The sequence below is a fragment of the Vampirovibrio sp. genome, from assembly GCF_041737375.1.
Lineage (GTDB): Bacteria > Cyanobacteriota > Vampirovibrionia > Vampirovibrionales > Vampirovibrionaceae > Vampirovibrio.
Window position 1 is genome coordinate 427936 of record NZ_JBGSRV010000010.1, and the last position, 21801, is coordinate 449736.

General features: G+C 51.4%; 21 protein-coding genes and 1 tRNA gene. 11 read left to right on the forward strand and 11 right to left on the reverse strand.

Annotation, left to right across the window (positions count from 1 at the left end; all coding sequences use genetic code 11):
• Positions 1–18 precede the first annotated feature (18 nt).
• The 3 genes from prmC (at position 19) to ACEW81_RS06990 (ending at position 5411) form a co-directional block, all read left to right on the forward strand.
• On the forward strand, positions 19–897 hold the full coding sequence (gene prmC / locus ACEW81_RS06980; RefSeq protein WP_373532249.1) for a peptide chain release factor N(5)-glutamine methyltransferase: 879 nt from the start codon (positions 19–21) through the stop codon (positions 895–897).
• Positions 898–1009: 112 nt separating this feature from the next.
• Complete coding sequence (dnaK, locus tag ACEW81_RS06985) at positions 1010–2860, forward strand: molecular chaperone DnaK (protein WP_373532250.1); 1851 nt, start codon at positions 1010–1012, stop codon at positions 2858–2860.
• A gap of 232 nt (positions 2861–3092) precedes the next feature.
• Positions 3093–5411 carry a ComEC/Rec2 family competence protein gene (locus ACEW81_RS06990; protein ID WP_373532251.1) on the forward strand — a complete coding sequence of 773 codons (2319 nt, stop codon included), beginning with the start codon at positions 3093–3095 and terminating at the stop codon, positions 5409–5411.
• Positions 5412–5461: 50 nt separating this feature from the next.
• On the opposite strand, the gene gpmI is transcribed toward ACEW81_RS06990, so the two are convergent.
• Positions 5462–7024 (reverse strand): 2,3-bisphosphoglycerate-independent phosphoglycerate mutase, encoded by a 1563-nt coding sequence (gene gpmI / locus ACEW81_RS06995; RefSeq protein ID WP_373532252.1) that lies wholly within the window; start codon positions 7022–7024, stop codon positions 5462–5464.
• 38 nt (positions 7025–7062) lie between these two features.
• Between gpmI and ACEW81_RS07000 the strand changes: the two genes are divergently transcribed.
• The 3 genes from ACEW81_RS07000 to ACEW81_RS07010 are packed head-to-tail and all read left to right on the forward strand — an operon-like array spanning position 7063 to position 9413.
• A complete protein-coding gene (locus tag ACEW81_RS07000; RefSeq protein ID WP_373532253.1) occupies positions 7063–8037 on the forward strand; it encodes a branched-chain amino acid transaminase in 975 nt (324 codons plus the stop codon).
• A 59-nt stretch (positions 8038–8096) separates the two neighbouring features.
• Positions 8097–8879: an MlaE family ABC transporter permease gene (locus tag ACEW81_RS07005; protein WP_373532254.1), complete on the forward strand. Its 783-nt coding sequence runs from the start codon at positions 8097–8099 to the stop codon at positions 8877–8879.
• A gap of 27 nt (positions 8880–8906) precedes the next feature.
• Positions 8907–9413 carry a hypothetical protein gene (locus tag ACEW81_RS07010; RefSeq protein ID WP_373532255.1) on the forward strand — a complete coding sequence of 169 codons (507 nt, stop codon included), beginning with the start codon at positions 8907–8909 and terminating at the stop codon, positions 9411–9413.
• Here the strand turns inward: ACEW81_RS07010 and ACEW81_RS07015 are convergent.
• The 9 genes from ACEW81_RS07015 to ACEW81_RS07055 all read right to left on the reverse strand — a co-directional run bounded on the left by ACEW81_RS07015 (position 9410) and on the right by ACEW81_RS07055 (position 16665).
• On the reverse strand, positions 9410–10132 hold the full coding sequence (locus ACEW81_RS07015; protein ID WP_373532256.1) for a class I SAM-dependent methyltransferase: 723 nt from the start codon (positions 10130–10132) through the stop codon (positions 9410–9412). The genes ACEW81_RS07010 and ACEW81_RS07015 overlap by 4 nt on opposite strands.
• Positions 10133–10269: 137 nt before the next feature.
• Positions 10270–11529 (reverse strand): beta-ketoacyl-ACP synthase II, encoded by a 1260-nt coding sequence (gene fabF / locus ACEW81_RS07020; RefSeq protein ID WP_373532257.1) that lies wholly within the window; start codon positions 11527–11529, stop codon positions 10270–10272.
• Between the two features lie 84 nt (positions 11530–11613).
• Positions 11614–11862 carry an acyl carrier protein gene (locus ACEW81_RS07025; protein WP_373532258.1) on the reverse strand — a complete coding sequence of 83 codons (249 nt, stop codon included), beginning with the start codon at positions 11860–11862 and terminating at the stop codon, positions 11614–11616.
• A gap of 105 nt (positions 11863–11967) precedes the next feature.
• Positions 11968–12702 carry a 3-oxoacyl-[acyl-carrier-protein] reductase gene (gene fabG / locus ACEW81_RS07030; RefSeq protein WP_373532259.1) on the reverse strand — a complete coding sequence of 245 codons (735 nt, stop codon included), beginning with the start codon at positions 12700–12702 and terminating at the stop codon, positions 11968–11970.
• Between the two features lie 41 nt (positions 12703–12743).
• Entirely contained in the window at positions 12744–13694 is a 951-nt protein-coding gene (gene fabD / locus ACEW81_RS07035) for an ACP S-malonyltransferase (RefSeq protein ID WP_373532260.1), read from the reverse strand.
• Between the two features lie 19 nt (positions 13695–13713).
• On the reverse strand, positions 13714–14862 hold the full coding sequence (locus ACEW81_RS07040) for a beta-ketoacyl-ACP synthase III (RefSeq protein ID WP_373532261.1): 1149 nt from the start codon (positions 14860–14862) through the stop codon (positions 13714–13716).
• Positions 14846–15877 carry a phosphate acyltransferase PlsX gene (plsX, locus tag ACEW81_RS07045; protein WP_373532262.1) on the reverse strand — a complete coding sequence of 344 codons (1032 nt, stop codon included), beginning with the start codon at positions 15875–15877 and terminating at the stop codon, positions 14846–14848. Before plsX ends, ACEW81_RS07040 begins: the two co-directional genes overlap by 17 nt.
• Before the next feature lie 37 nt (positions 15878–15914).
• Positions 15915–16109, reverse strand: a complete 195-nt coding sequence (gene rpmF, locus ACEW81_RS07050) for a 50S ribosomal protein L32 (protein WP_373532263.1) — start codon at positions 16107–16109, stop codon at positions 15915–15917.
• A 100-nt stretch (positions 16110–16209) separates the two neighbouring features.
• Entirely contained in the window at positions 16210–16665 is a 456-nt protein-coding gene (locus tag ACEW81_RS07055) for a YceD family protein (protein ID WP_373532264.1), read from the reverse strand.
• Between the two features lie 150 nt (positions 16666–16815).
• Between ACEW81_RS07055 and ACEW81_RS07060 the strand changes: the two genes are divergently transcribed.
• The 4 genes from ACEW81_RS07060 to ACEW81_RS07075 all read left to right on the forward strand — a co-directional run bounded on the left by ACEW81_RS07060 (position 16816) and on the right by ACEW81_RS07075 (position 19975).
• Positions 16816–17853 carry an alcohol dehydrogenase catalytic domain-containing protein gene (locus ACEW81_RS07060; protein ID WP_373532265.1) on the forward strand — a complete coding sequence of 346 codons (1038 nt, stop codon included), beginning with the start codon at positions 16816–16818 and terminating at the stop codon, positions 17851–17853.
• Positions 17850–18980: a zinc-dependent alcohol dehydrogenase gene (locus ACEW81_RS07065; protein WP_373532266.1), complete on the forward strand. Its 1131-nt coding sequence runs from the start codon at positions 17850–17852 to the stop codon at positions 18978–18980. The genes ACEW81_RS07060 and ACEW81_RS07065 overlap by 4 nt, the downstream gene beginning before the upstream one ends.
• A gap of 137 nt (positions 18981–19117) precedes the next feature.
• A complete protein-coding gene (locus ACEW81_RS07070) occupies positions 19118–19303 on the forward strand; it encodes a hypothetical protein (protein ID WP_373532267.1) in 186 nt (61 codons plus the stop codon).
• Between the two features lie 312 nt (positions 19304–19615).
• Positions 19616–19975, forward strand: coding sequence for a phage holin family protein (locus ACEW81_RS07075; protein ID WP_373532268.1), 360 nt, complete (start codon positions 19616–19618; stop codon positions 19973–19975).
• A 56-nt stretch (positions 19976–20031) separates the two neighbouring features.
• Here ACEW81_RS07075 and ACEW81_RS07080 read toward each other — a convergent pair.
• Positions 20032–20122: transfer RNA gene (locus tag ACEW81_RS07080), tRNA-Ser, on the reverse strand.
• A 306-nt stretch (positions 20123–20428) separates the two neighbouring features.
• Between ACEW81_RS07080 and ACEW81_RS07085 the strand changes: the two genes are divergently transcribed.
• A complete protein-coding gene (locus ACEW81_RS07085) occupies positions 20429–21769 on the forward strand; it encodes an adenylosuccinate synthase (RefSeq protein WP_373532492.1) in 1341 nt (446 codons plus the stop codon).
• Positions 21770–21801: the final 32 nt, after the last annotated feature.

Genomic DNA, 21801 nt, shown 5'->3' on the forward strand with positions numbered 1-21801 from the left:
GAAAAATCACCCATAAAGATGACGACCCCAACCCACCAGGAACTTTATCGCCACATTCGGGAAAGCTTATTGACCCTGAATGCTTCCCCCGCCCAAGCGGAGGCGGAAGCCCTGTGGATATTGCAAGATCAGCTAGGTATCACCCCCGAAGCTCTTTACCGGGATGGCAGCCAAAGGCTTACCGAATCAGAAACCGCTCAACTGAACGATTTACTGTATCAGCGCACCGTGAAACGCATTCCGTTGCAGTATCTGCTGCATGAGGCCTCCTTTTTTGGGCTCAAGTTTTACGTCAATCCCCATGTATTGATTCCCCGACCCGAAACGGAACTGCTGGTAGAACAAGCCTTACTGTGCCTAAAACCGGGCATGCGTGTACTGGACGTTGGCACCGGCCCCGGCACCATTGCCCTGAGTCTGGCCCATCAATTGAGTAACGCTGTAACCATTACCGCCGTGGATTGTTCGCCAGAAGCGTTACTTGTGGCCAAAATCAATCAAAAAAAGCTGGGAGTGACAGTCCGGCTAATGCCTGCTGGCGATTTATTTGCGCCCATTGGCCATGAATCCTTTGATTTAATTGTCTCCAACCCCCCTTATATAGATCCCCAACTCAAGCCCTCCCTAAGCCCGGAGGTTTTAAACCACGAACCCCACACCGCACTGTTCCCCCCCCATGAAGACGCCTATTATTTTTACCAGCGCCTGGCCGCTGAAGGCAAAAACCACCTGACGTCCCACGGAAAAATCATCATGGAATGCGGGGCGGGCATGAGCCCCAGCATTGGCCAAATTTTAATGATCCATGGTTACAAAAATATTGAAATCATCCGGGATTACGCTGGACTGGATCGGGTGATCATGGCATCGCTCTCAGCTGAAGCGGCTCCAGCATAACCAAAGCGTCTACAAATTCTTAAAAGAATCTAAAGGATGGCCGGATCCACCTGTTTTTCGGATAAATTGTTGGGTAGGAACATATCAGTCAATCCAAGAGGTTATTTTTATTATGGCTAAAGTCGTCGGTATCGATTTAGGGACTACCAACTCCGTAGTTGCCGTTATGGAAGGCGGCAAACCAACTGTCATCGCCAACGCGGAAGGCAACCGCACCACCCCCTCCATTGTGGGTTTTTCCAAAACCGGCGAACGTTTGGTAGGCTTGCTGGCCAAACGTCAGGCCGTTCTGAACCCGGATCGCACCATTGCCTCCAACAAACGGCATGTGGGCACAGATAAAACCTGGGCCATCGATGGCAAAAGCTGGACCCCCCAAGAGCTTTCCGCGCAAATTTTGCGCAAACTGGCCGATGATGCCTCCAAATACCTGGGCGAAAAAGTAACTCAGGCGGTTATTACCGTTCCCGCTTACTTTAACGACAGCCAGCGCCAAGCCACCAAAGACGCCGGTAAAATCGCCGGGCTGGAAGTGCTGCGGATTATCAACGAACCAACCGCTGCCGCTCTGGCCTATGGTCTGGATAAAAAATCCGATGAAAAAATTCTGGTCTTCGACTTGGGTGGCGGTACCTTCGATGTCTCCATCCTGGAAGTGGGCGACGGTGTATTTGAAGTAAAATCCACCAGCGGCGACACCAAACTGGGCGGCGACGATTTTGATGAAACCGTGATGGAATGGATGGTTGAGGAATTCCGCAAGCAGGAAGGCATGGATCTTCGTGGCGACAAACAGGCCATGCAGCGCTTGAAAGAAGCCGCTGAAAAAGCCAAGTGTGAATTGTCCACCCTGATGGAATCGCATGTCAGCTTGCCGTTTATCACCGCCGATGCCAATGGCCCTAAGCACTTGGAACTGACCATTACCCGGGCCAACTTCAACGCCATTACCAAGGACTTGGTAACCCGTTGCCGGGGCCCCGTGGAACAAGCCTTGAGAGACGCCAAACTCAGCCCTTCCGAAATTGATGAAGTGGTTCTGGTGGGTGGTTCTACCCGTATTCCTGCCGTTCAGGAACTGGTAAAATCTCTGACCGGCGGCAAAGAGCCTCACCAGGGCGTGAACCCGGATGAAGTGGTGGCCATCGGCGCCGCAATTCAAGCCGGTGTACTGGCTGGCGAAGTCAAAGACATTGTTCTGCTGGATGTCACCCCCTTGTCTCTGGGTATTGAAACCCTGGGCGGCGTGATGACCAAACTGGTAGAGCGCAATACCACCATCCCGGTACGTCGCAGCGAAACTTTCTCCACCGCTGATGACAACCAGAACAGCGTGGATGTGCATGTGCTGCAAGGCGAGCGCCCCATGGCCCGTGACAACAAATCGCTGGGCAACTTCCGCCTGGAAGGCATTATGCCTGCCCCCCGTGGCGTTCCTAAAATTGAAGTGACCTTTGATATTGACGCCAACGGCATTATGCACGTAACCGCCAAAGATCAGGCCACCGGCAAAGAGCAGAAAATCACCATTACCAATACGTCTAACCTGAAAGAAGACGAAATTGAAAAAATGGTGAAAGAAGCCGAAGCGCACCGAGGCGAAGACGAGAAGGTGAAGCAACAGGTTGAAGCCAAAAACCAGGCCGATAACCTGTGCCACAGCGCCGAAAAAATGCTGAAGGATTTGGGCGATAAATGTCCTGACAACGAAAAAGCCCCCATCCAGAAGCAAATTGACGATCTGCGGGCCGCCATTCAAAGCAACGACACTGATAAAATCAAGCAGTTGCAAGAAGTGCTTCAGCAATCGTTGTACAGCTTGTCCACCAAAGCTTACGAGCAAGCGGGCGATGCAGCGCAAGGCGCGGATAATGCCGCAGGCCCTTCGGCAGGCGGACCGGATGAAGACATCATCGACGCCGAGTTCCGTCCTTCCGATGAGAGCGTAGGCGCCAACAAATAAATGGCATAAAGCGGCCACTCACACCGCTTCATGACTCTAAAAAGACCCACTTCGGTGGGTCTTTTTGATGGGACCTTTTTTGGGGAATATTGGTGCGGGTGCTTTCGGCTTGAGCCGGTTATAATGCCTGAGTTCTAATTAATTTTATTTTTATACCTTCTTATATTTCTTTATTGTTGATCTTGCATTATTTTGGCACCAGCACACAAGTACGGAAACTCATAAAAACACAATGGTACAGACACTAGAGCCACCCTTAAAGCCCGAAATGGGGCTTCAGGAATTAGTAGCCCCCGCAGAAACCGGGCAAAAACCCAAAGCGGGCCAAAATTATCGATCTTCCCGGCCACAGCCGCAAGCCCCCAAAAAATTATTGGCCGCCTATGAGGCTTTTTTAATTCCCGCTTTGGCGCTGTTTTTAATTGGAAACGCCTTGGCGTTGGCCTTGCCCAATTTGGCCTTTGCCCGCTATGAAATTGGCATTCCGCTTTGTCTGGCTTTTTTGGGAATTGTCATTTACAGCATCGGCCAAGCAGGCCAGCGCTGGGCGCTTCAACTGAATTTATGGCTGGTCATCCTGATTGCGGGCAGTCTGCACTTTAACTACCGGCACTTTACCCCCGCCCAGCAGGATATTTCCAACCTGGCACCTTTAGGCCGAGCGGAAGTGATGGGTACTATCCTGTCTCAAACCGCAAAAAACCGGGCAGTGGTTCAGGTATCCCAACTTAACCGTAAAAAAGTCTCCGGACGCATTCAGGCCACACTCCCCTCGGATCGGGGCGAAGGCGAGGCCATTGAGGCAGGCACCCGGGTGCTGATTGATGGTGAACTGGCCTTGCCCTTTCAAAGCAATGTGCCAGGGGCGTTTAATCAAGCCGCTTACCTAAATACGCAACATATCACGGCTATTTTAAAAAAGCCCAGCCGCATGATTGCCTTTGAAACAGAAAACCATCCCCGATTTGTCATTCAGCGCATCACCGATCATCTCAAACAAAAGGTTTCAGACACCTTTACCCACGCTTTGCCCTCCCCACAGGCGGAAATTCTGGGCGGCATCGTGCTGGGAGACAAGGCCATTCCGGTAGACAAGGAAACCAAACAGGCTTTTATCCAAACCGGATTAATTCACCTGCTGGCTGCTTCGGGCATGAACGTGGGCATTATCGCAGGCTCAATCCTATGGTTGCTCTCTGTGCTGAAAGTACCGTATAAAACCCGCATTGGGTTGGCCATGGGGGCAGTGGCCTTCTATAGCCTGCTCACGGGATTGCCACCATCCATTCAGCGGGCCGCCGCCATGCTGGAAATTGCCCTGTTCCTAAAACTCCTGAATCGGGAGTTAAGCCCGGTATTTCTGCTGTGCGTTGCCAGCACCCTGTTGGTGCTCATCAACCCGGAAAGCATGGCCAGCATTGGATTCCAGTTTTCAGTGTTAACCACCTTTGGCCTGCTGACCATGGTGGCCCCCTTGCAAGAGGCCATTGGTTACTACATTACCCGCTGGCTAGCGGGCATTATTCTGGTGCCTACCATTGCCCAGCTGTGGGTTTGGCCGCTGTCGGTTATGTATTTTAACCAGTTTCCCATCCATACCGTGCCCTTAAACATTGTGGCCCTGGTTTTGGTGGCCCCACTCACCCTGATTGGATTTACAGCGGGCGTGATAAGCCTGATGCTCCCCACCGTGGGCGGCGCTTTGGCCTGGATAGCCCTGCCGTTTTTAAATGGCTTACTAGCCGTGGTGCAATGGGGAAACGGCTTCAGCGGCGCTCAATGGACACTGCCTTCCCCCGCCCCTTGGCAAGTGATGGCACTTTACACCGCCCTGTTTGTGCTGGCCATTTTGCTGAACCCGTTAAAACACTGGCCGTTTCGCAAAAAAGCGCTGCTGGCCATCCTGCCCATCTTTCTCATGATGGGTGGCACCTTTGCCCAAACCCAGCAATTTAAAGCCCATACCCAAATGGCACTGATCCCATTGTCGTTTCGGCACGAGGCCATTTTAATCCAGCCCGCCCATAGCAACGCAAGCTTGCTGATTGCGCCCGAAAATCTCAGTTATTTTGAAGCCAGGGCCTTGGGCGATTACTTCCGCCACATTCACCTAAAGCAGGTAGAGGCGCTGGTGCTTTTACCCGAAACGAAACAAAACACCCAGTACGCCAGCAGCCTTAAAACCGCCTTTCAAAAAACAGAAATCGGGTTGTTAATTGCCAGCAATATCCGCCGAGTGCCTCGGGGTATGCAAGCAAAGCAATCTCAAGAATTTCCAGGGCAGGGTGGCAAACTTAGCATTGGCCGCATCGCCTTGCAAGGCACCCTTTCCAGCTTTCCCGCACCCACTTACCAATTCAAGGTACTTGATCACAGTCGTCATTGCCTGTTTTCTATAAACAGTAGCCTGAATGAGCGACAGCAAGCCAAGGGGTGCGGGGTGCAAATGATTAGCCAAAGCAGTGGCATTCGTTTATTAGAGCCTGCCCAACTGCAACCGGAACGTTTTTACCAATTGGCGCAAGAGGGAAACACCCTTAAAATTCGCTAACCGAAAAGCGCCCTACAAACGCTTCAACGCACCCTAAAACTGGATTTCAGCTAGCCTGAAATGGAGCAAGAGGCCGCTGCGGCATTGATTTTAAGCAAAGAAGGCGAGGTCATTTCCGGCGGTTTAGGAATGCCGAACAAACTTAAAATGGTGGGAGACATATCGCTTAAGCTATACTGGCGGCTGCGATCCAGATCTAATTCAGGCCGATTGGATACCAGAATAAACGGCACCAGATTGGTGGTATGCGCGGTGTGAGGGCCGCCGTTTTCATCCACCATCACTTCACAATTGCCGTGATCGGCGGTAATTAGCAACACGCCATCATTTCTTAACGCCGCTTGCACCACATGCTGAATGGCCAAATCAATGGCCTTCACCGCTTCTTCTGCGGCTTGCAGCACGCCGGTATGGCCCACCATATCCGGGTTGGCAAAATTAACCACTAAAAAGTCATACTGGCCGCTGTCCAAAGCATTGCAAACCACTTCAGATACCAGCGCCACGTTCATCTCCGGTTGCAAATCGTAGGTGGCCACCTGGGGAGAAGGCACCATATGGCGCTCTTCGCCGGGATAGGGCTGTTCGAAACCGCCGTTAAAAAAGAAGGTAACATGGGCGTATTTTTCAGTTTCAGCGGTACGAAACTGCGTCAGTCCGTGAGCGCTGAGCACTTGCGCCAATATGTTATCCAGTCTCTGCTTGGGATAAGCCACCGGCAGGTTAAAGGTTTCATCATACAAAGTAAGGCAACCAAAATAGAGATTTTGCAACACTTTTTGACGATCAAAGCCCGTAAAATCAGGTTGCATAAAGGCGCGAGTCAGTTGTCTGGCCCGATCGGGACGGAAGTTGAAAAACAAAATGGCATCGCCATCCTGCATCCCTTCATAAGTAAAATCGCAAACGGCAGGCTCTACAAACTCATCGAAAACATCCTGGCGGTAGCTCCACAGTAGGGAATCCACACTAAAAGGATGCTTGCGACCGTTGCCCAGCACCAGATTCTCATACGTTTTTAAGGTCCGCTCCCAGCGGTTATCGCGATCCATGGCATAGTAACGACCGTGGATGGTGGCAATTTGCGGTAAGTCTAAAACAAGCAGCTTTTCTTCCACAACTTGCAAATATTTTTCGGCACTTTGGGGTGAGACATCCCGGCCATCCAGAAAGGCATGCAACTTTACGTTGCTAACCGACTGCTGTTTGCAAAAGTCCAGCAAGGCCAGCACTTGATTGAGCGAACTATGGACGCCGCCATCGCTCACCAGCCCCATGAGGTGCAAGGTGCCGCCACTGTGCTTCACATGGTTGACCGCCGATAAAAACGTGGGGTTGGTAAAAAAGTCGCCGTCCCGAATGGATTTGTTAATGCGGGTAATTTCCTGATAAACCACCCGACCGGCACCCATATTCAAGTGGCCCACTTCCGAGTTGCCCATTTGCCCTTCCGGCAAGCCCACCGCTTCACCCGAAGCTTCTAAAGCAATGTGGGGATATTTGGCCAGTAACGAGTCATAATAAGACGGCTCAGCCAATTTAATAGCATTACCGGGGACTTCCTCTCGGATGCCCCAGCCGTCAAGAATCAGAAGCGCAACAGTTTTTTTCATATAATACTAGGGTAACACAGACAGGACAGGTAACCAAAGTGACGAACGAACTGAAATCGGAAACCGCGGAGCAGAAAACCGGGTCGACCGCCGTAAAAGTGGAATACGCTTATTTTCAAGGAAAACTGGTGCCTTTTCAAGAGGCCACTCTGGATTTACGCAACCCCGCCTTTTTGTACGGCACCTCTCTGTTTGAAGGCATCCGGGGGTATTGGGTGGCGGACAAACGCCAGCTTTCCGTGTTTCGGATGAAAGAGCATTACGATCGCCTGCTAAACAACAGCAAACTGTTTTACATGACCCCGGATCTCAGCACCGAGCAGCTTTGCCAGTTAACCGTGGAATTGATTGAAAAAAATCAACATGACAGCGATATTTACATTCGCCCCACCTTATACAAAAGCGGGGAAAGCATTACCCCCAGCCTGGAATATACCGCCACGGAATTTTGCCTGTGGACCAAGCCCATGGGTGAGTATCTGGATTTGGAAAAAGGGTTGAGCGTTTGCGTATCCAACTGGCGACGGTTGCCGGATAACAGCATTCCAGCCCGAGCCAAAGCGGGTGGGGCCTACATGAACACCGCACTGGCCGTGACCGATGCCCGCAAAATGGGCTTCGATGACGCTATTTTCCTCACCCAGGAAGGCACGGTATCCGAAGGAAGCGCTATGAACCTGTTCCTGATTCGGAATGGCAAACTGGTTACCCCCAGCAAAACCGAAGATATTCTGGAAGGCATTACCCGAGAAACCATTATGACCCTGGCCAAGCAGGAACTGGGCATTGATACCGAAGAGCGCACCATCGATCGCACCGAGCTTTATCACGCCGATGAGGCTTTCTTTTGTGGCACAGGCGCCCAGGTGGCCGCTATTTGCAAAATTGACAACCGCCCGGTGGGCAATGGCCAACCCGGCCAGCTGACCCGACAGATTCAGGACCTGTATTTTGATGTGGTCAAAAACAAACTGCCGCAATATAGCGATTGGTGTACTGTTGTGCAGTTTTAAAATCCCGTATGATAGCAATGATTAGAGGCAGATAAAACACGACCGATGAAATCACGATCATGAGTTTTACCCAATGGACACCCAAACGATTAACCCACTTTCTGGATGAAGCTGGCTGCTTGTTTATCAACGTGTGGGATAGCTTCGTATTTCTGGCCAAGGGCCGCACCGACTGGCAGAAAACCATTGTGCAAACCGCTTTGGTAGGATTTGACTCGTTGGGCATGAGCGTGTTGATTTGTGTGATTACCGGCTCCGTTTTGGCGCTGCAAACGGCCTCTAAATTTGCGCAAACCGGGACAGATTCTTATGTGGGTGGCTTGGTGGCGCTGGCCATTGTGCGAGAACTGGGGCCTATTTTCACCTGTCTCTCAGTAGGGGCCAGAGCCGGTACCGCCATTGCCGCTGAAATCGCCAACATGAAAGTGACCAACCAGGTGGATGCCTTGCGGGTGATGGGTATCAACCCCATTCGCTACCTGTTTTTGCCCCGAATGCTGGCCTGCATGATCGCTTTGCCCATGTTAACCATCATCGGGGAAGTGACCGCCATTTTGGGTGGTATGTTCGTTGCCGACTGGGTGTCCGGCCTGCATTATCATATGTATCTGGAATCGGTGTGGCTGTTTGTAAAGCCCTATGATATTCGAGTCAGCCTGTTTAAAGCGGTTATTTTCGGCATGATTTTGGCGGCCATTAGCTGTACGGTGGGCCTGAACGCCAAGGGCGGCGCTCGAGAAGTGGGTCTATCCACCACCAAGGCGGTGGTATGGATTGCCGTCACCATTATGATTACCGACTTTTTCCTAACCTGGATCTTTTTTGGAACCAGCTACGACTAAACCAAAACGGGAATCTTTCATCTCACCATGCCATATCCCGATTTAGCCCGTTTAACGGCCCTCAACCCAATTCCCGCCATCACACCCGCCAGCCCAGCAGCAAGCTGGAACACTTCATCACTGGCAATACCCACGCCCAATCCCGGTGCGGCGCTGATTGCGCTGCAAACCGTGGGCATTCAAACCAGCGAAGCTTTTCGACTCCTCACCTGCTTGCAACGGGATCACGATACGTTTTATCACGCTGGCAAACTGCTGAATGGAAAAGCTTATCTGGTGAGCAACAACGATCAGCTATTTTATGGCAAACCGGGTCAAATGAAGGCTATACAGGTCATTCAAGCCTATCGCACCAAATGTATAGGCCAGCAAAAAAGGGTGCTGGATGCGGAAAATGGCTTCACAATCACCATTCAGGCTCAAAACGCTCAGCCTGTCACGGCTCAGGCGCATCAACGCTATTGGCGTCATCTCTCGTTAAAAATCCCGCACTCGCGACAAGCGCATCTCTCTAACCTCAGCATTGAGATTTAAGGCTCAATTGGTCTGGAAGCCCCAAAAACCGTCCACATCAAATTACGCCAATACGCCTCAACATCTTGAAAGCCACTGGTGGTGAGCCATTGAAAATGGGCTTGTAATGGGGCGTAATGATCATACTGCTCGGCATGATCGCTCCACAACTGAATATCGGCTTCGGTGGCCCCATTTTGCCTGGCCCAAATTTCCCACCGGCGCATGTTTTCCAAATGCACCGACTCAGGCACCCCCAGCACTTCATCGGCGCAACGAAACAAACCACCGGGTTTTAACCACTGAAAAATCCGTTCATATAAAACCGGCTTTTCAGCATCCCGCAAGTGATGAAGGGCCATGCTGGAAATGACCAGATCAAAAGATTCAGGCTGAAAGGACACCTCCATAAAGCCGCCCTGCAACAATTGCAACTGCTCCGATTCCGCACCCAGTTTTACGGCGGCCAACTTCAGCATATCCGGGGATAAATCCACCAGCGTTAAGCGGGCATTCGGAAACAAAGCACGAAGCAGCACGGACAAGTTACCGGTACCGCAGCCTAACTCCAAAATACGAAGCGGTTTTTCAACCCCTAAAAAACAATAGCCCAACAAGGCATCCAGCATCTCCCGGTATGGCGGAATCGCTTTTCGAATGCTCTGATCGTAATCCTCGCTAACCCGATCAAAAAAATCACCCACCGAAGCCTCAGGGGTCTGCGAAAAATCTGCGCCCATACACCAACCTCTTCATCGCTCAATGTTTGTTAATACATAGTAGCCTTGCGAAGCCCCATAGAGCAACCCGACCCTAAAACGGCCCGCTAAATAAATAGCGAGCCGTCTTAAAAGTAAAAATCCCTTAAAGTGTGATATTAACCGGGATAGCCTTTAAACAGCAATGAAGCGTTATGTCCGCCAAAGCCAAAGGAATTGGACATGGCCACATCCAGCTTATCCAGTGTGCGAACGTGATTGGGCGTGTAATTCAAATCACACTGCTCATCGGGATTGTCCAGGTTAATGGTAGGAGGCACCATTTTATGCTGAATCGCCATCAACGAAATCACAGCTTCCACCGCCCCGGTAGCGCCCAGCATATGACCGGTCATGCTTTTGGTTGAACTCAGTACCAAATCTTTATGCGCATGCTCGCCAAATACCCGCTTAATGGCCATGGTTTCAGCAATATCACCCAAAGGTGTACTGGTACCGTGAACGTTAATGTAATCCACTTTGTCCGCTTCCAGTCCAGCATCGGCCAAAGCCAGCTGCATGGCCCGAGCAGCGCCATTTCCATCCGCACAAGGGGCCACAATGTCATTGGCATCGGCAGTGCGTCCGTAGCCGATGATTTCACCCAGAATATTGGCCCCACGGGCTTTGGCATGCTCTAATTCTTCCAGCACAACCACGCCCGCGCCTTCGGAAATGACAAAGCCATCCCGATCCTTGTCAAAGGGACGACTTGCCTGTTGAGGCGCATCATACCGCTGTGACAAAGCCCGCATGTTGGTAAAGCCAGCAACAGACAAGGAGGTAATCGGTGCTTCCGCCCCCCCCGCCATAATCACATCGGCCTCGCCGTACTGAATCATGCGGAAACCATCGCCAATGGAGTTGGCTCCCGTAGCACAAGCGGTTACCACAGACTGATTGGGGCCTTTGGCGTTGTATTCAATGGCAATCCAACCACCCGCGATATCGCAGATCATCATTGGCACCAGGAACGGGCTGCACTTGTTAAAGCCCTTTTCCAGCGAGTGTTTCATCTGGATTTCAATGGTGCCAATCCCACCGGCGGCACTACTGACCACAACCCCAAAACGGTTGGGGTCCACAGCACCCTCATACAGCCCAGATTGCTCGTAGGCCATTTTGGCGGCGGCCACAGCAAACTGCGTGTAACGATCCATACGCCGGGATTCTTTTTTGTCCATGTAGTCTTCCGGTACAAAATCAGTGCAGATTCCAGCGATTTTGCAGGTCATTTCTTGCTCGGGGACCAGTGTATTTTCACCAATACCCGATTGACCTTTAACCAGGTTATCCCACATGGTTTCAAGTGTGCTGCCAACGGGCGTTACAACGCCCATTCCAGTGACAACCACACGGCGCTTTCCATAGTTTGCCATGATGTCTTAACAGGACCTTATCATTGATGTGGAGTACAGTCGGTCAAGATTCATCTTGACCCAAGTCGGAAGGGAACGACTGTCTTATTTCTGGCTTTTTTCGATGTAGCTGACAGCGTCTTGAACAGTCTGGATTTTTTCAGCTTCTTCATCAGGAATTTCGGTACCGAATTCCTCTTCAAAAGCCATTACCAATTCAACGGTATCCAAAGAATCAGCACCCAAGTCCTGGCTGAAATTAGCTTCAGGGGTCACTTCAGCCTCATCCACGCTCAGTTGCTCGACGATTACTTTTTTAACCCGTTCAAATACGGTTTGAGTAGCGTTGCCCATTGTCATAATCTCCAATTACAGTTTGATTAACGGATAAAAACCTGAGTTGCCATTGATTGTTGACGATAAATTTTAATTCAAAGGGGACGAGAGCATCCAGAAAATTTAAAAAACGAGTCCACCATCAACATGAAGGACCTGACCCGTAATATAATTCCCCGATGTTATCAAAAAGAGAACGGCCTTGGCAATATCTTCAGGCGCGCCGAGGCGGCCAAGCGGGATATGCTCAATCAATTTCTCCTTAGGGACGCTTTCGGTCATGTCGGTTTCAATGAAACCGGGCGCCACCACATTGGCGGTTACCCCCCGGCTACCGAATTCCTTGGCGATAGATTTGGTAAAACCAATCAGCCCCGCCTTGCTAGCGGCATAATTGGCCTGTCCAGCGTTCCCGTAAACGCCAACCACGCTGGAAATGTTCACAATGGCGCCAGCACGTTGCTTTAACATAATTCGAGAGGCGGCACGGCAAGTATAGAAGGAACCGGCCAAATTGGTATCCAGCACTTTGGCCCAATCATCGTCACTCATACGCATCAGCAAGCCATCTCGGGTAATACCGGCGTTATTAACCAAGGCGTCAATTCGGCCAAACTGCTTGTGGGCCTGCTCAATCAAAGCCTGAGCCTCAGCGGGGTTCGCTGCGTCCGCTTGTACCGCCAACGCCTCTACCCCAAACCCTTTCACCATGGCCTCCACTTCCTGAGCGGCAGCCTGATTGGAAGCGTAACTGAAGGCCACATTAAAGCCCGCTTCAGCCAAAGCCTTTACAATGGCCCGGCCAATGCCTCGAGAGCCTCCGGTCACAATTGCGGTTTTCGCTGATGGGTTACTCATGGTCATCATTTCCTTGATAAAAACTCGACAAAAAAGAAGCCCTAAACGTTGACAGGCGCTGCTTGCAAAGCAACCACCGTCGCATCCAGAGAAGCGACATCCAGCACGTTATACAAGCGGACTTCCGGGAACATCTTTTTAAACATCCCGGTCAACACTTTGCCGGGGCCAAATTCTACCACGGTATCCACACCTTCCTCACGGATCATGCGGGTCATGGTCTGGGTCCAGCAAACCGAATGATCGATTTGCTTACTCAATTTAGCCTGAGCGTCAATGCCTTGTGTGGTTAAAGCCGCGTCTACATTAGTCACTACAGGCATCTGGGCGTTCTGAAAATCAAAATCGCTGAGGTATTCAGTAAACGACTGCGCCGCTGGACTCATCAGCGGGGAATGAAAAGCACCGCCCACCGGCAAAGGAATCACCCGCTTGGCACCAGCGGATTTAAGCAGCTCCGACACTTGTTCTACAGCGGCCACAGCCCCGGAAATCACAATCTGGCTATCCGTATTATAGTTGGCCACGGCAATCACCGCCTGAGAGTCGTGGCGATAAGCGTTGACAATGGCATCCACCTGATCGCCATTCAAGCCCAATACGGCGCTCATGGCACCCTTGGGAGCGGCTTCCATCAATTCAGAACGACGCTTGACCAACTGAGCCGCTGTTTCCAACGAAATAACGTCAGCAGCGTATAACGCCCCGTATTCGCCCAAACTGTGACCTGCCAACAGATGGGGCTTCACATCACAACGGGAACGAAACAGTTCCAGAGCTGCGATTGAGGTCGCCAAAATAGCGGGCTGGGTATACAGGGTGCGGCGAAGCTCCTCTTCAGGGCCTTCAAAGCAAATTTGGCTTAAGTGGGCGGCCACAATGTGATCAAACGTGTCATAAACATGGCGAGCTTCGGGCAAGTCAGCAAGGTCTTTCCCCATGCCGACCGACTGGGAACCTTGCCCCGGAAATACAAACGCGATTTTACTCATCGGTGTCACCTTTTCAAAACTAGACGGCAGCGGCTTCCCGTACCTTCAATTGGTCGTGACATTGCTGCATCTCTGCTTTTAACGCCTGAGGAAGGCGTTGATCCACAGCGGTCCAGCGCATAATGCTGGTGGCCCAGGCAAGACCCGCCCCAAATCCGCACATCACCAGCAATTCACCCGGCTTAACACGCCCACTCAACACCGCCTCGTTCAAGGCAATGGGAATGGAAGCAGCGGAAGTGTTGCCATACTTATCCAGATTCACAATCAAGCGCTCTGCAGGGATATTCAACTTTTCAGACATAGCCTGCATAATGCGAATGTTGGCTTGGTGCAGCACCACGTGATCCACTTGATCAATGCTCAACCCGGCGCGATCCAGCACCTGCTGAATGGACTTGGGCACCACGCCCACCGCAAATTTAAAGACTTCACGGCCATTCATGTAAACGTAATCATTCACCGGGGTTTTGGGTTCAACCAACGGGCAGTTCTCCGCCTGCGTGAACAGGGTCAACTCCATGCCCTTGGCCCCGTCCAAATGGAGATCGCTGGCCAAAATATTGTCGGAAGCGCCTTTTTCGGCCTTTAAAATAGCGGCTCCGGCGCCATCCCCGAACAAAATGCAGGTGTTTCGGTCATGCCAGTTGGTGTATCGAGAATGAATATCAGCCCCAATCACCAAAGCGGTTTTACACATGCCGGTTTTCAGAAACTGTTGGGCAATAATTAAGCCATAAACAAAGCCAGAGCAAGCCAAGGCCATATCAAAGCCAGCGGCGTTTTGAGCGCCAATGGCAGTTTGCACTTGGCAGGCCACCGCAGGATAAATGGTATCGGGCGTGGAGGAAGCCACAATAATCAGCTCAATTTCAGAGCCTTGCATGCCAGCGCTGGCCAATGCCTGAAAAGCCGCTTCTGTCGCCAAATCAGCGACGCTTTCATCCCCGGAAACCACATAACGGGTTTTAATACCGGTTCTGGACTGGATCCACTCATCGGAGGTATCAACCAGAGTGGCGATATCGTCGTTGGTAATGCAGCGATCGGGAACGTGAGCGCCAATTCCGGCCAAACTGATCCCGTAACCAAACAAGTTGTCTGGCTTGGAAAAAGGGGCTTTTACGCTCTGCTCACTCGACTCAGATTCTCTATTGGGCGTGGTCATTGACGTCAATCCCTTCCTGTATCTGCTTGCTGATTTTGCCGAGTACATCCGCCACAATGGCTTCCTTTGCCACTCGAATGGCATTTTTAATGCCTCTGGCGCGGCTTCCGCCATGGCTAATCACACAAATGCCTTTAATACCAAAAAGCAGGGCGCCGCCAAACTCTTCAGGGTCAACCTGTTTGCTGACTTTTCGCAGCGCAGGCTCTGCCAGCAAAGCGCCAGCCTTGGTGCGAAAACTGCCCATTAGCTCAGTTTTCAACACCCCGCCAAACATTTTCATCACGCCTTCAGCGGACTTCAAGGCCACATTGCCTGTAAACCCATCGGTCACCGCAACATCGGCAGAACCATTAAAAAGCTCTTTGCCTTCAATGTTGCCAATAAAGTGAAATCGTTCGTCTTTTTCCAGTAACTGAAATGCGGTATGGGCAAAGGCATTGCCCTTGCTTTGCTCTTCGCCAATGTTCAGCAGTCCCACCCGGGGTTTTTCCACGTTGCACACATTGTGCATGAAAATATTGCCCATAACGGCAAACTGGCTGAGCATTTCTGGCGTGCAATCGGCATTGGCCCCAGCGTCTATCAACAGGCAAGGCGTTGAGGAAGAAGGCAAACGAACACCAATAGCAGGACGATCCACCCCGTCAATTCGGCCTACATAAAGTAAAGCAGACGCCATGGCCGCCCCGGTGCTGCCAGCGGCAACCATGCCCTGGGCCTGACCGTTTTTTACACATTTGGCAGTAACAATAATGGAGGCGTCTTTTTTCTTACGCAGCCCAGTTGCCGGGGATTCACCCATTTCAATCACTTCGGAAGCCGGAACAACCTCAATTGCCAAGCCTTGGGTGTCGTGCTTTTTCAGCTCACGCTCTATTTCATCGGGCTTGCCGACCAATAGAACAGATACCCCATGTGCACGCGCACCCTGTACAGAGCCGTCGACAATTTCATGGGGCGCATGATCACCCCCCATGGCATCAACAGCGATTCGAATGGGGAAAGTTGCCATTAGATTCGTTCTTTAAAAAAGCTAAAACTGAGTCAACCTAGTGTTCGTGGTGAGCGTGAAACTTTTCGCTGAGCACCCGACCATTATAAAAACCGCAGGCCACGCACATGTGGTGAGGCATTTTGACGGCGCTGCAATGAGGGCAGGTGGTACTAGCAGCCAAAGTTGCTTTCCAGTTGGCACGACGGTGCGCTTGATCGGAATGACCTACTCGTTTCTTGGGAACTGGCATGGGGATTCAACCTCTAGTTAATCAGATCTGGCTGAGCAGATCAAAGGACACAAATACGTGATGATGATTTTTACAAAAAAATTGGCGGCTTACAAGGGGATCAGGCAAATCCACATTCGGGACGTTCGCAATAAGGGTGACTGAGCGATTCCAAAGTGAGGAACTGGAAGGCCAGATCTTTTAAATCCAGCTCACCCTCTTCATCCACCACCTCGTAAAAGTCGTCGGATTGCAGCTCTCTTTCTTTATCCTGGCGGGTTAAAGAACTTTCAAACACATAGCGCTCATGCACTTCCAGATTGACAGGGACCTCATAAGGCTCCAAGCAGCGGGCGCATTCCAGCTTCATGACACCATTCACCTGGCCACGAACGGTCAAACCAACCAACTCCGACTGAAAGCGCCAGTGACAGGATACGGGGCCTTCGGTTTTTAAATTTTCAAACTCGTAGTTACCCTCCACACGTGTAATTGGGTTTGTACCCCGCGTGGCCGCCACCACTTTCAGGCGCTCTACCGAGTTTTTAGCGTTGATGGCGTCTTGAGAGTTTTCCATGAATCAAGTCTCCTTACCCTGTCCGGGACTTGGCAATCCGGGTCAGTTTGGTTTTTTATAAAGGATAGCATTTCAAGCGGGAAAGCCTATTTTTTAAGGCCTACCCCATTCCCACCTTTATTGGAAAACCCCAAGCGAAAGAGAAACAGCATGCAAGTCGCCTCCATCCAAAACGATTACCAAATCAACGTGACAGACATGCCAATTCCGGCGTTGCCCCCCAAGGGCGCTTTAATTCGGGTGCTGGGATGCGGATTATGCGGCTCCGACCTGGATAAGCTCGTTCACAAAAAAGCCAGCCCCGGCAGCGTACTGGGACATGAAATTGTGGGCGTGATTGAGGCACTGGATGATGAACACCCCGATGGCTGGCAGTTAGGGTCCCGCCTGGTTAGCGCCCATCATGTCCCCTGCGGGCATTGCCATTACTGCCTGAATGACAGCGAATCCATGTGTCGCCAGTTCAAAGAAACCAATTTTCACCCCGGCGGATTTTCCCAATATTTGGCCCTGAGTGAGCAACACCTGAAAAGTACGGCTTTTAAAATCCCTGATGCCATCAGCAACGAAGAAGCCAGCTGCGTAGAGCCGTTGGCCTGCGTCCTTCGAGGCGTTCGGCGGGGCGGGACCCAGATCAATGGTTCTGTCATGGTGATTGGACTGGGTTTTATCGGCCTCATGGCCGCTCAAATATATCAGAATGACGGGGCGGCGGTGTACGGGGTAGATCTGGATCCGGCCCGGAATCAGTTGGGAATGGCTGAAGGGTTTTTAATGGCGGCCTTCCACCCCGTCGAACAATCAGAACAGCTGCATGACACCTTAAAGCGACATACCCCCACTGGCAAAGTGGACACTGTTTTTTTAAGCGTCGTTAACAATACAACCCTGACCCTGGCCCTGGACTTAGTACGGGACGGCGGAACGATGATTGTATTCACCAGCGGTCCGGCAGGCACTTCCATCGATCCCAGCCGTCTTTATTTTAGAGAAATCAACCTGATTACCACCTACTCCCCGGCGTTGATTGACTTAAAAAACGCCGCCCATATCATTGCTAACCGTAAAATCAATATCACCCCGCTGATTAGCCACCGACTGCCCTTGCAGGATATTCAGCAGGCCGTTCATTTATACCAAAGCGGGCAGGCCATTAAAGTGTTTATCAGCATGGGAGACATCCGATGAACCACCATTCCGTTCCAGATTCCACCAATAACGGGCTGCACCCATCACCCGGCACAGATATGATGAAAGCGGCCCTGTTTTACCAGCCGAATGATGTGCGATATGAAGACACACCCATTCCCATCCTGTCGCCCGGCGAATTGCTGATAAAAGTGGAAAGCGCTTTAACCTGCGGCACCGACGTAAAATGTTACCGCCGGGGGCATCCCCTACTCCTAAAGCACTTTCCCTCCCCCTTTGGGCATGAATTTTCCGGGGTGGTGGTCAAAGTATCTCCTGTGGCAGGGCAAGCGCCCCGGTTTCAGGTGGGGGATCGGGTTGTGGCGGCCAACTCTGCGCCCTGCTATCAGTGCTTTTACTGTGCCAAGGGGCAAACCAACTTGTGCGACCATCTGGATCTGCTCAATGGCGCTTATGCCGAGTATATCAAAATTCCCGCTCAAATCGCCCAATACAATACATACACACTGCCGGAGCATCTTCCGTTTCAAATAGCGGCCTTCAGTGAGCCTTTGGCGGTTTGCCTGCATGGATTGGCTCAATCCAATGTTCAACCCGGCGATCAGGTGGCCGTGATGGGACTGGGACCCATTGGTCAATTGATGGTTCGGGCGGCCAAACTCAAAGGCGCCAGAGTAACCGCTATCGCCCGCACCGTGCACAAACTGGCACTGGCTCAAAGCTTTGGGGGGGCCGATCAAGTCGTCAATCTCAGCGATGTGAACGACAATGAAGCCATTCGGCAGAAGTTTACAGAGGACGGGCGGGGCTTTGACATTGTGATTGAAGCCATTGGCAAGCCCGAAACCTGGGAAAAAGCTGTGGGACTTGTGCGCAAAGGTGGCACCGTCAATTTATTTGGAGGCTGCCCCGGAGGAAGTCAGGTAAGCTTTGACACCCGCCGCCTGCATTACGATGAAATAAAGCTGGTCAGCTCTTTCCACCATACCCCCACCCAGTTTAAAGCGGCGCTGGATTTATTAAGCAAGGGAGACATTGATCCCCGCCCCTTAATTACGGATACGCTGCCCATGGCTCAATTTGAAGCCGCTTTACAACAAGTAGAGGCGGGGCAAGCCATTAAAATCGCCCTGAGCAACGAAAACAACCTTCAGGCCCTATCCTGACTGCTGTTGTCCTGATTTCCAAAAATAAACCAAGCCGCAGAGCGACGGCTTTAGGCCTTTGCGCTGGTAATTTATACCCGAAGCAATTTCAATCAACATTTCGTTTTTATATCATTAAGATAGAACGGAGTGTCTATATGAGTTCGCCAGAATCCACCCAAAACGCCAGCACCCCAAAAAACAACGTATCTTCGCTGGGAGAGCTGGCTACGCTGGATCATTTTTTACGCCTTCAGCAATCTCAGGCGGAGTATTTGGCATGGCTGGAAGCCAATGAACAAACAGCGGGACTGGATGGCTATATGTATCGCCAAATCCGTTAAAGCGCATCGTTCCTTTTTGGCCAGAGGCCTTTCAATGGCTAAACCCCATTCAGAATAAGCGGCACTCCGCAGGGGGCTGGGTATTCAGCGCAATGGCGTCAGGCGATGTAACCGCTTGATGTAACCGAAAGAGGAATTGTGAAACCAAACAACTCCACTGATAATGAAAGACCCCACTCAACTGTGCGATGACCATTGCCTTGAGTTTCAATCGATTATCACCTCGCCGAAAATTGGGTAACACCCACCCTCTATCCCAAGACATTCCATTCAGGTTTCAAAACCAAACCCAACGAAGGAGAGACAGACACAATGCTTTTATCCATACTGCTACACTGGATTTTAACCGCGGCCATTTTAATGCTGGTCAGCGCCATGATGCCGGGCATCCACATTGAGGGATTTACCACCGCACTGGTGGCCGCACTGGTAATGGGATTGGTGAACTTTTTTATCAAGCCCGTGCTCGCTTTACTCACCTTGCCTTTAAACCTGCTAACGCTGGGCTTGTTTTCTTTTATCATCAACGCCCTGATGTTTGCGCTGGTGGCCTGGTTAGTACCGGGCTTTGACGTCAACAACTTCCTAAGCGCCCTGGTTGGCTCCTTGTTACTGGCATTGATGAGCAGCCTTTTGGGCATGTTCACCGGCGATCGCAGTCGCTTGGCTTAAAAACAAGCCCCCATTCATTAAAAAAGCCTTCCATTTTCTGGAAGGCTTTTTTAATTCGGAGAGGGAGGGATTCGAACCCTCGAGACAGGTTTAAGCCCGTCTAACTTCTTAGCAGGAAGCCGCTTTCGACCACTCAGCCACCTCTCCACAAAAATGACATTAAATATCATCAAGGTGAAAATAAGATGATGTTATTATAGCGCAAGCATGGGGATGTCAAGCTCCTGAGCGAGTACCCATCCATGCTTCACCAAGACACGGAAACCGCATTTAAAAACCGCCGCCCCCAATTCGTTCACACCCGCCAAAGCCCCACAAATTGACTCCCCTTCGAGCTTGTCCTATACTGCCTCTGGCTTTCCTGTGGGCTTTTCCATGATCCATCCGCCCATTGTCTGGAAAGTACTTTACCCCGATCGGATGCAATTAAAATCCCAGAGAGGACAAAACTTCATGGCCAATGTGGTGGTAGTAGGCGCTCAGTGGGGCGATGAAGGCAAGGCGAAAATTACAGACCTGCTCGCCGCAGAGGCCGATGTGGTCATCCGTTGCCAAGGGGGTTGTAATGCGGGTCATACCGTTACCCACGGCAGTGAAGTCTTCAAGTTCCATCTGGTTCCATCGGGCATGCTATATGGCGATACCCTTTGCCTGATTGGCAACGGTACGGTTATCAACCCCGAAGTTTTAATGCACGAAATTCAGGAGCTTCGGGAAAAAGGCTTTTCCACCGACAATTTAAAACTCAGCGACCGGGCCCATCTGACATTGCCGTTTCACACCAGCCTGGATCAAGCCCAAGAAAGCGCCATGGCCGATAAAAAAATTGGCACCACCGGCAGGGGAATCGGTCCCACTTACATGGACAAAGTAGGACGGCACGGCCTGCGTGTTGGTGATTTATTCGATCAGGAACTGATTTTGAAAGAGCGCCTCTCTCAAATTGTGGCGCATAAAAACGACTTTATGGAAAAATGCTACCCCGACTTGCCTCGCTTCACGGTGGAAGCGCTGCTGAGCTGGTGTCAGGAGTACCGGGACAAGCTGGCGCCTTTTGTAACGGATACCGTGGCCGTAGCGCATGCCGCACTGGCTGAAGGCAAAAATATTTTATTTGAGGGCGCCCAAGGCACCTTGCTGGATGTTGATTATGGGACCTATCCCTTTGTTACCAGCTCAAACGCCACGGCAGGCGGGGCTTGTACCGGCTCTGGAATCGGCCCCACCCGAATTGATCGGGTGATTGGGGTGATGAAGGCCTACACCACCCGTGTGGGCGAAGGCCCTTTTCCCACTGAGCTAAAAGATGCCACTGGCAAGCACTTGGGAGACATTGGACAAGAGTTTGGCACCACTACCGGCAGGGCCAGACGGTGCGGCTGGTTTGACGCCGTTATCGCCAAATACAGCGCTCAGGTCAACGGGCTGGACGGCTTGGCGATTACCAAGCTGGATGTTTTTGACGGCATGTCGGAACTCAAAATTGGGGTTGCCTACAAAAACAGGCTAACCGGCGAGCAGTTTAATCACTTTCCTTCACAGTTGGACGCCCTGAAGAATGCCGAGCCTGTTTATGAAAGCTGGCCGGGATGGCAGGGTTCGGTCAAGGATATCCGCCGCTTTGAAGATTTGCCGGTAGAAGCGCGGCAATATCTGGAGCGCATTGCCGAATTAACAGGCTGCCCGGTTTCCATCGTAAGCGTTGGGCCAGAACGCAATCAGACCATTTTATTGGAGAACCCGATTACGGCCAGCAAGCGGATCCTGCAGGCCCCTCAAAAAATGAATGCTTAATCTTTTCTTGACGCTGGCGGTTGAACCCATAC

Coding starts and splice junctions, on each gene's coding strand:
- prmC (WP_373532249.1), top strand. CDS start 19: ATGACGACCCCAACCCACCAGGAACTTTATCGCCACATTCGGGAAAGC.
- gpmI (WP_373532252.1), bottom strand. CDS start 7,024: ATGAAAAAAACTGTTGCGCTTCTGATTCTTGACGGCTGGGGCATCCGA.
- ACEW81_RS07070 (WP_373532267.1), top strand. CDS start 19,118: ATGAGTTCGCCAGAATCCACCCAAAACGCCAGCACCCCAAAAAACAAC.
- ACEW81_RS07010 (WP_373532255.1), top strand. CDS start 8,907: ATGCCATATCCCGATTTAGCCCGTTTAACGGCCCTCAACCCAATTCCC.
- ACEW81_RS06990 (WP_373532251.1), top strand. CDS start 3,093: ATGGTACAGACACTAGAGCCACCCTTAAAGCCCGAAATGGGGCTTCAG.
- ACEW81_RS07005 (WP_373532254.1), top strand. CDS start 8,097: ATGAGTTTTACCCAATGGACACCCAAACGATTAACCCACTTTCTGGAT.
- ACEW81_RS07015 (WP_373532256.1), bottom strand. CDS start 10,132: ATGGGCGCAGATTTTTCGCAGACCCCTGAGGCTTCGGTGGGTGATTTT.
- ACEW81_RS07075 (WP_373532268.1), top strand. CDS start 19,616: ATGCTTTTATCCATACTGCTACACTGGATTTTAACCGCGGCCATTTTA.
- ACEW81_RS07025 (WP_373532258.1), bottom strand. CDS start 11,862: ATGGGCAACGCTACTCAAACCGTATTTGAACGGGTTAAAAAAGTAATC.
- fabF (WP_373532257.1), bottom strand. CDS start 11,529: ATGGCAAACTATGGAAAGCGCCGTGTGGTTGTCACTGGAATGGGCGTT.
- rpmF (WP_373532263.1), bottom strand. CDS start 16,109: ATGCCAGTTCCCAAGAAACGAGTAGGTCATTCCGATCAAGCGCACCGT.
- ACEW81_RS07085 (WP_373532492.1), top strand. CDS start 20,429: ATGGCCAATGTGGTGGTAGTAGGCGCTCAGTGGGGCGATGAAGGCAAG.
- ACEW81_RS07065 (WP_373532266.1), top strand. CDS start 17,850: ATGAACCACCATTCCGTTCCAGATTCCACCAATAACGGGCTGCACCCA.
- ACEW81_RS07060 (WP_373532265.1), top strand. CDS start 16,816: ATGCAAGTCGCCTCCATCCAAAACGATTACCAAATCAACGTGACAGAC.
- dnaK (WP_373532250.1), top strand. CDS start 1,010: ATGGCTAAAGTCGTCGGTATCGATTTAGGGACTACCAACTCCGTAGTT.
- plsX (WP_373532262.1), bottom strand. CDS start 15,877: ATGGCAACTTTCCCCATTCGAATCGCTGTTGATGCCATGGGGGGTGAT.
- fabG (WP_373532259.1), bottom strand. CDS start 12,702: ATGAGTAACCCATCAGCGAAAACCGCAATTGTGACCGGAGGCTCTCGA.
- ACEW81_RS07040 (WP_373532261.1), bottom strand. CDS start 14,862: ATGACCACGCCCAATAGAGAATCTGAGTCGAGTGAGCAGAGCGTAAAA.
- fabD (WP_373532260.1), bottom strand. CDS start 13,694: ATGAGTAAAATCGCGTTTGTATTTCCGGGGCAAGGTTCCCAGTCGGTC.
- ACEW81_RS07055 (WP_373532264.1), bottom strand. CDS start 16,665: ATGGAAAACTCTCAAGACGCCATCAACGCTAAAAACTCGGTAGAGCGC.